Source organism: Xenorhabdus eapokensis (assembly GCF_001908105.1).
This window is the reverse complement of the sequence record NZ_MKGQ01000018.1, coordinates 67,790-74,736: the sequence shown is the minus strand read 5'-3', so window position 1 is coordinate 74,736 and position 6,947 is coordinate 67,790. Positions and strand designations below refer to the sequence as shown.

The window sequence follows — 6,947 nt, the reverse complement described above, 5'->3', positions numbered from 1 at the left end:
ATTAACCTCGGAAAGCTTGCGGGTTGGTACGATTCAAAACGTAATGGTCGAGTAGGATGGGAAAGACTATGGGAAGGATGGTTCATATTACAAACCATCCTTGAGGGTTACTTGCTTGCACAGTCTCTTGAGCTATAGATGTGATCAAGAGACAGCCTATTGTCAGGAGTGAATGGGTGGCAGAGGACGGGCTGGAAATTAAGGAAAATATTGATTTTCGATTTGTCACGTCCCCTTATCAGGCACAACGGTTGGCTCACCAATATTTACGCCGTAAGCGGTTAGCGCGTCGGGTGCAGTTGAAGATGAATCTGGACGGTTACGCCTATCGCCCCGGTCAGGTGGTCAGGCTCAACCTGCCAACATTGGGTATTACCGATTTAGAATTCAGGGTGATCGACTGGCGGTTTAGTGCCCTCGATGGTGCGGAACTGACACTGGAAGAAGACGGTGCTTATGTGTATGAAGATGTCATCGGCAAGCCGTTTGAGCGCCCGCCTTTTACCCGGTTACCTGTCGGGGGTGTAGGCGCGCCTATATCACTGAACTTCATTCCCCAAACGCTGGGAGATGTGATACAGGGTATCTTGTCATGGCGCAATGTCAGTGAAGTAGCTTTTAACCGTGTCGCCATCTTTCAGGATGATCGCATTATTCAGACTATTCAAGTTCCTGGTGAATCGGTCAATATTTCAGGGCTGGTGCGGGGTAACTATCGTGCCGAGGTCAGGGCAGTGAATGCAGCCGGTGCCATGTCAGCCCCTGCTGTTTTTGAGTTTTCCATTCAGGCACCGCCTCCACCTGTGAACGTGGAGATCACCCCCGGTTTCTTCTCTCTGACTATTGTTCCCCGTCAGGGAGATGTTGCCTCTTTCGGTCACACGTTTGAGTTCTGGTTCAGCGAGAAACAACTGGATTTTACCCATGAATCGGCGGTTATTAACCATGCTGACCGATTGGGACAGGGTAACTTCTGGATAAAAGATCAATTAAAGGCCGGAACAACGTACTGGTTCTATATCAGGACAATCAATACCTATGGTAAGTCGCCATTTATCGAAGGTTCCGGCCAACCCAATGATAATACCACGGAGATAGTGGAGAAGTTAGGTAACCAATTCCTCACCGCCGAAGCGGGTAAGCGCCTGCAATCGCAACTGGACTATCAGGCTGAGGCTGCGCTGATTAACGGGGCAGATATTTATCGTAATGCCCATGAATTAATCGTGAAGGATGGGGAGAATAAGGCAGAAATCAGACGCCTAAATCGGGTCTTTGCTGACTCACAAACGGCATGGGCGCAACAAATCACTGAGGTAAAAGCGGAAATACAGAACGACATTAAGGCGAGTGTATCCGAGAACAAAAAGGCCATTACGAAAGTGGATTCGGCTCTGGCTGAGAGTGAGCAGCGTACACAGGCTCAGTTTAAAGAGCAGTCAGCGGTAATTAGTAGCAAGATGCAGGCGGAATTCAGTCAGAATGCCGGATACGCCATCCACAGCGTAAACATCACCATTAACCGCAATGGGACAAAATATAACGCAGGTGGCATGGTGATTAGCGGTGAATTCAAGAATGGCAATCTGGAATCGTATATCGGGTTTTCTGCCAACAACTTTGCGTTTTTTAACCCAGCTAACGGCAAATTAGAACCGTTTATGGCGGTGAAGAATTGTCAGGTGTTTATCAGGGATGCGTTTATCGAAAATGGCAGCATTACTAACGCCAAAATCTCAAACGCCTCTATTACGATGGCAAAAATCGCGGACGGGTTACGCTCGGATAACTGGCCGTATGGTGGCTGGAACCTGCCAAAATCCGGTGCGTTTGAGATGCGCAGTTCGGCCAGCGGGGCGCGGGTAGCACTAGACCACACCGGACTGGCGGTCTTTGACGGCAGTGGCATATTACGGGTTAAGGTGGGAAAAATATGAGTTGGGGAATGATGGTGCATCCTGGTGACGGGGGTAAACCTTACTATCTGGATTCTGACCGGGCACAGACATTGAGCCTGATTCGCACAGTGAAGGTGGCGTTATACGACGATTACCGACAATACGGATGGAGACAGTCACGCCATATTCCTGAGTCGCAGGATTTTAACATCGTCCTGATACCTACAAAAACGGTGATGGTTGGGTTTAGGGGGATGGTTTCTTCTATTGTCGATATCAGGATTGAAAATATCAGAATGGAGGGTCAATACCTGCATTTTGAATACAATGATATTCCCATCAGACACCAAACCGTAATGGGGGCGTTAATCGACGCATTTGTACCTAATTTCGATGACGACAACCATTTTTATATTCAGGTTTGCGGCTACCCCAAACAAACTGGCTCATTTGGCATCAAATTAGCGGGGATGAACGGCGTATCGACGATTACAGACAAAAATCGGCTGGGTTACTGTGTCTATCGTGGAAAATTCACGCTGGGGAAAAATGGACAATGGCGGGTGCCGGATTCCATTCCTAACCGGGAGCAATGCCTGGTATTTGCCCGAACAGAAACCGATGGTGCGTCAATCGGTATGACGCATGACCGGGTTGTCGTGAACAATGATGTTGCCTGTGAGGTGTATGTCGTCATTTTCTCCAGCGGATTTGCGTTACAGAAGCCGGATTGGGGTATCGCCATCTATAACGCCTCAGGGCAAATGACCTATTCCTCCTCTTATGCGCCTTTTTTTACGGGTGAAATGATTGCGGTGAGAAATGGGAGCGGTTCTGCTAAAACCATTGCCCGCCCGATGGTGCACGTTAATCGGCTGGCTAAGCTGGTCAGAAACGTAGGCAGAAACAGATGGCGCTTTGCTGATTCAGGCTTCAAATTCTCAGGCCGAGCTATTTCAGTGAGCGAGGCAGGGAGAATGGATTTTGAATATTTTCAGTTGAACAATTTTAGCTATAAATCCATCGACTACGATATCTACGCAATCAACTTCGACGACTACTTCTAACCTCTCAGGAACCACACCATGTACTATACAGGCACAATTTCCACCGTGTCCGGCTCGGCTATTGTCCGCGGCACGGGCACGCAATTTATATCGAATATCAACGGCGTTGCGCCCGGACAGATTATATTAATCCGGTCAGGCAACAACAATTTAATCCACATGATTCAGGCGGTGAACTCCGATACCGAACTGGTATTGGCCGATACCATTCCCGTTACCCTGAATAACGTGAAATACCAGATTCAGACCACCGTTCCGAATTCCATTTCGGATGGGGTCAGGCATATTTTAGCCAACGCCAGCTACATTACCCTGTTCCTCCAGAACATGGACAAATGGATGTCACAGGATGATGTGGTAGATGTGACCTTGCCGAATGGTCAAACGGTATCGTTACAGTCGATTAAGGCGTTGTATGAAAACATCGCTCAACTCAACCAGTCTATTGATAACCGCCTCGAAAAAGCGCAGAACGGGGCAGATATTCCGAATAAAGCGGAATTTGTGAGGAATATTGGTTTGGCGGGAACGGTAGATCAGGCGGTAAATGCCTACCCTAAAACAGGCGGAACCATTGAGGGGAAAGTTTGGACTGCCAGTGATATCGAAGCGAAAGGCTGGATTGGCGGCAGTAAATTATATGACTGTCATGATACTGGAGGATGGTCGCGGGCGTACAGCGAGGCCTACCCCCCTAATGCAACCCAAATAGGAGCATTGGCACTGACAGGAGGAACAGTAACAGGAGATGTTTATGCCACCGAAGCCATAAGAGGCGCGAAATGGGTAGGCGCTGGGACGTTATGGGAGGGTAAAGAAGGAGCCTGGAAACGAGTTTGGAGCGAATTGAATTCATGGTCAGATGGCAACGGCTACATACGTAAGAGTTCCCCCATCGTCCAAATCTACGCTGATGGTAAATTTACCACCAACGACGAATCCGAGGGCGCTACCGTTGAACGTCTGTCCGAGGGCGTCTATCTCATCAAAAACGTGCTGGGATTCAATGCCGATGCCGCATGGGGCGGTGTTGATGGTGGGGTTGAGATACCGCTGTGTAAAAATAAACAGCCGTTGATTTGGGTTGATTACAAAGTGCTACCGGATGGTTCCATCAAAATCATGACCTACCACCGAGAGCACACCGACGCACCCACATTCGCCAGAAATACACGAGAGGGCTACGCTGACGGTGACCCGATTGATATTCCTGCCGGTCGGTCTATATCTGTCCGTGTCCAGATGCCAGAGAATTCTATCTGGAATCAGCAACAAAGATTATCTGAGTCAAAATAATATAGGGGTACTATGCCCCTTATGCCAGCAGATTCGGTGTGGAATGTGAGGTGGGGGGAAGTGGGGGAATAAAGTAAACCCGCAGAAGTTGCGGGTTAGACTATTGCTCGGAATTAAGCGGCTCTGACTATGTAATTGAAAGCTACGTTACGAGGGCGGGTTTCGTTATCACCAGTCATGCCAATAGATTTATCTCCACCAATACTACCCAAACTGTTGACTGAGCCGGGCATTTCGCCGCGAACGGGATCAGCATTATCATTAGCAGTTATAGAACTTTCTGTAGTTTTAATGCTGTGATTATGCCTTGCGAATGTATCAACTTGCCATGATAAAACATTGCGATTCGAGTCTACTCCTCGCTCATCATCCCAGCCACGAATAAACTCACCTCTTAAATCGGGTAGCACACCAGATGGATAAGCAAGGGCAAGCTTCGGATATTTTTCTTTATCAAATGCTTCACCATTACATTTAAGCCAGCCATCCGGTGGAATCTCTGACGGCCAAGGAACAGGAACACCAACAGGTAAAGCGGTGTAACCAAAGTCTTCCCATGATTGTTGTGTCGGTACATCAGGCTTTTTATCTTGCATATTCATTCCCTCATTTCATCAACAATACAATTGCTAAGTAACATGAAGGCGGTGGGATACTACTCCGCCTGTGAACATCAATAAAATCGGTTCATCAATACTGGAGAGTACAGCTTGACTATATTTGATAGATTGCATGTTTTGTTGGCAGGATGACATAAAATGACAGGTGGGGAATTAATAGAATTTATCAGATGGGTAATACAATTCAGCATGCTTCCGCTTCAACCGGAGGCGTGAATAACTACAGGAATTCCTTTAGTTTAAGGAGTCCTGTTGTCGAGGTCATTAACTCAGTGACCTCGAAGAATACCGTAGTCCTCACTTTGGCTCAACCATTACGGAAATCCCAATAGTTGATTTACGTGCTGGACAAAAGGGATAAACTTATTGATTTTATTACTTTTACTGGTCGACAACCCCGCTTTCCTTCCGTTTCAAACGGAGGTGTGGGATTTGAAAGCCCATTTATGTTGAAGGGCAGATTTCTGCCCTATAGTGATAGTAATTTCCTTTCCCATTGCTCTACAATTTCCCGTTTTTCTTTCAGGTAATCGTAACGGTCATAGTGCTTGGTTGAAACACCGGGTTTTTTGTGGTTTTGCAATCTATCCCTCATCTCAGAACTGATCCCCATTTCCCCTGCAAGTGTCTTAAAGGTTCTCCTGATATCCCTTGGAGTAAATTTCTCAAAGTTGTGGTAAGTGAAAAGCATGTCTAATACTATAGAAACAGCTATCCGAGTAAAGGACGTTTGAGATTTTTTATTGTGTGTACATAACTGTGTACATTGTTATATTTTATTAGAATTTATGGTTATGTAACATAATGTATTTAAATAATATTTTTTTATCAAATTGTAATTATCAGTTGATTACTACCGATGCCCAATTGCAGTCCACCTGTGAGCAGGCAAAAAAACAAGCAAAAATTGCACTAGATACTGAATTTGTACGTACGCGGACGTATTATCCCCAATTAGGTTTGATCCAACTGTTTGATGGTGAACAGCTTTCTCTGATTGATCCCCTCGAAATTTCGCAATGGCAGCCTTTTAGGGAGTTATTGACCGATCCGAACGTATTAAAATTTATTCATGCGGGTAGTGAAGATTTAGAGGTTTTTAGTAATAGTTTCCAGTGTTTGCCGGAACCCATGATTGATACTCAGGTACTGGCCGCATTTATTGGTTATCCTATGTCATGCGGTTTTGCAACATTGGTTGCTGAATATTTGCATATCGAATTGGATAAGAGTGAATCCCGCACTGATTGGCTGGCTCGGCCACTGAGCGAAAAGCAATGTCAGTATGCTGCGGCAGATGTCTACTATTTATTACCGCTAGCCGATATCTTGATGGAAAAAACAGAGCTGGCGGGATATTTGGATGCGGCAAAAGATGAAAGTAATTTAATAGCCCAACGCCGTAAAGAAGTATTGATGCCAGAATATGCTTATAAAAGTATCGGTAATGCATGGCAATTGCGGCCAAGGCAATTAGCCTGTTTGAAAAAACTGGCTGCCTGGCGTTTAAATCAAGCTCGTGAGCGTGATCTGGCGGTCAATTTTGTGATCCGAGAAGAAAATTTATGGCAGGTGGCTCGTTATATGCCAACGTCTTTGGCAGAATTGGATGCCTTGGGATTGAGTGGGCAAGAAATTCGTTGTCATGGTCGTCGATTGTTGGCGATGGTTGTGCAGAGCAGAGATATTCCAGAAGAAGAATGTCCGGCTCAAATTGTGAATTTGGTTGATTACCCTGGATATCGTAAAGCGTTTAAAGAAATTAAATCTTTGGTTACTCAGATAGGGGAATCCCATCATTTTAGTGCCGAACTACTGGCTTCTCGCCGTCAAATTAATCAATTACTTTGTTGGCATTGGAAATTGAAATCACTAGAGTATCAACCCGAATTAATCAGAGGCTGGCGAGGCAAGTGGCTAGCTGAACCTATCGCTGAAATATTGGCAAATTATTCGGAGTAGTAACATTAATTCAATGACAACCATCGTTTTTATTTAAGAGATGTAAATTCCATTCCCTGCCTAATATATAGGCAGGGAAAGTTACCTTTATTTTCTATCGATTA

General features: G+C 45.7%; 4 protein-coding genes and 2 pseudogenes. 4 read left to right on the top strand and 2 right to left on the bottom strand.

Annotated elements, in window-relative coordinates; all coding sequences use genetic code 11:
* Positions 1-140 precede the first annotated feature (140 nt).
* The 3 genes from Xedl_RS33615 to Xedl_RS12785 are packed head-to-tail and all read left to right on the top strand — an operon-like array spanning position 141 to position 4,261.
* Positions 141-1,937 carry a phage tail tip protein J-related protein gene (locus Xedl_RS33615; RefSeq protein WP_083600329.1) on the top strand — a complete coding sequence of 599 codons (1,797 nt, stop codon included), beginning with the start codon at positions 141-143 and terminating at the stop codon, positions 1,935-1,937.
* Positions 1,934-2,965 carry a DUF6453 family protein gene (locus Xedl_RS12790; protein WP_074024188.1) on the top strand — a complete coding sequence of 344 codons (1,032 nt, stop codon included), beginning with the start codon at positions 1,934-1,936 and terminating at the stop codon, positions 2,963-2,965. The genes Xedl_RS33615 and Xedl_RS12790 overlap by 4 nt, the downstream gene beginning before the upstream one ends.
* Positions 2,966-2,983: 18 nt before the next feature.
* Positions 2,984-4,261: a phage tail fiber protein gene (locus tag Xedl_RS12785; RefSeq protein ID WP_074024187.1), complete on the top strand. Its 1,278-nt coding sequence runs from the start codon at positions 2,984-2,986 to the stop codon at positions 4,259-4,261.
* 113 nt (positions 4,262-4,374) lie between these two features.
* On the opposite strand, the pseudogene Xedl_RS12780 reads toward Xedl_RS12785, so the two are convergent.
* Together Xedl_RS12780 and Xedl_RS12775 are read right to left on the bottom strand one after the other, a co-directional pair.
* Positions 4,375-4,800 (bottom strand): annotated as a pseudogene (locus Xedl_RS12780) (phage tail protein); the annotation flags it as partial.
* A 550-nt stretch (positions 4,801-5,350) separates the two neighbouring features.
* Positions 5,351-5,551, bottom strand: a pseudogene (locus Xedl_RS12775) (tyrosine-type recombinase/integrase); the annotation flags it as partial.
* Positions 5,552-5,685: 134 nt separating this feature from the next.
* Here Xedl_RS12775 and rnd point away from each other — a divergent pair.
* Entirely contained in the window at positions 5,686-6,843 is a 1,158-nt protein-coding gene (gene rnd / locus Xedl_RS12770; protein ID WP_074024183.1) for a ribonuclease D, read from the top strand.
* Positions 6,844-6,947 lie beyond the last annotated feature (104 nt).

Coding starts and splice junctions, on each gene's coding strand:
- Xedl_RS12790 (WP_074024188.1), top strand. CDS start 1,934: ATGAGTTGGGGAATGATGGTGCATCCTGGTGACGGGGGTAAACCTTAC.
- Xedl_RS12785 (WP_074024187.1), top strand. CDS start 2,984: ATGTACTATACAGGCACAATTTCCACCGTGTCCGGCTCGGCTATTGTC.
- rnd (WP_074024183.1), top strand. CDS start 5,686: ATGTATTTAAATAATATTTTTTTATCAAATTGTAATTATCAGTTGATT.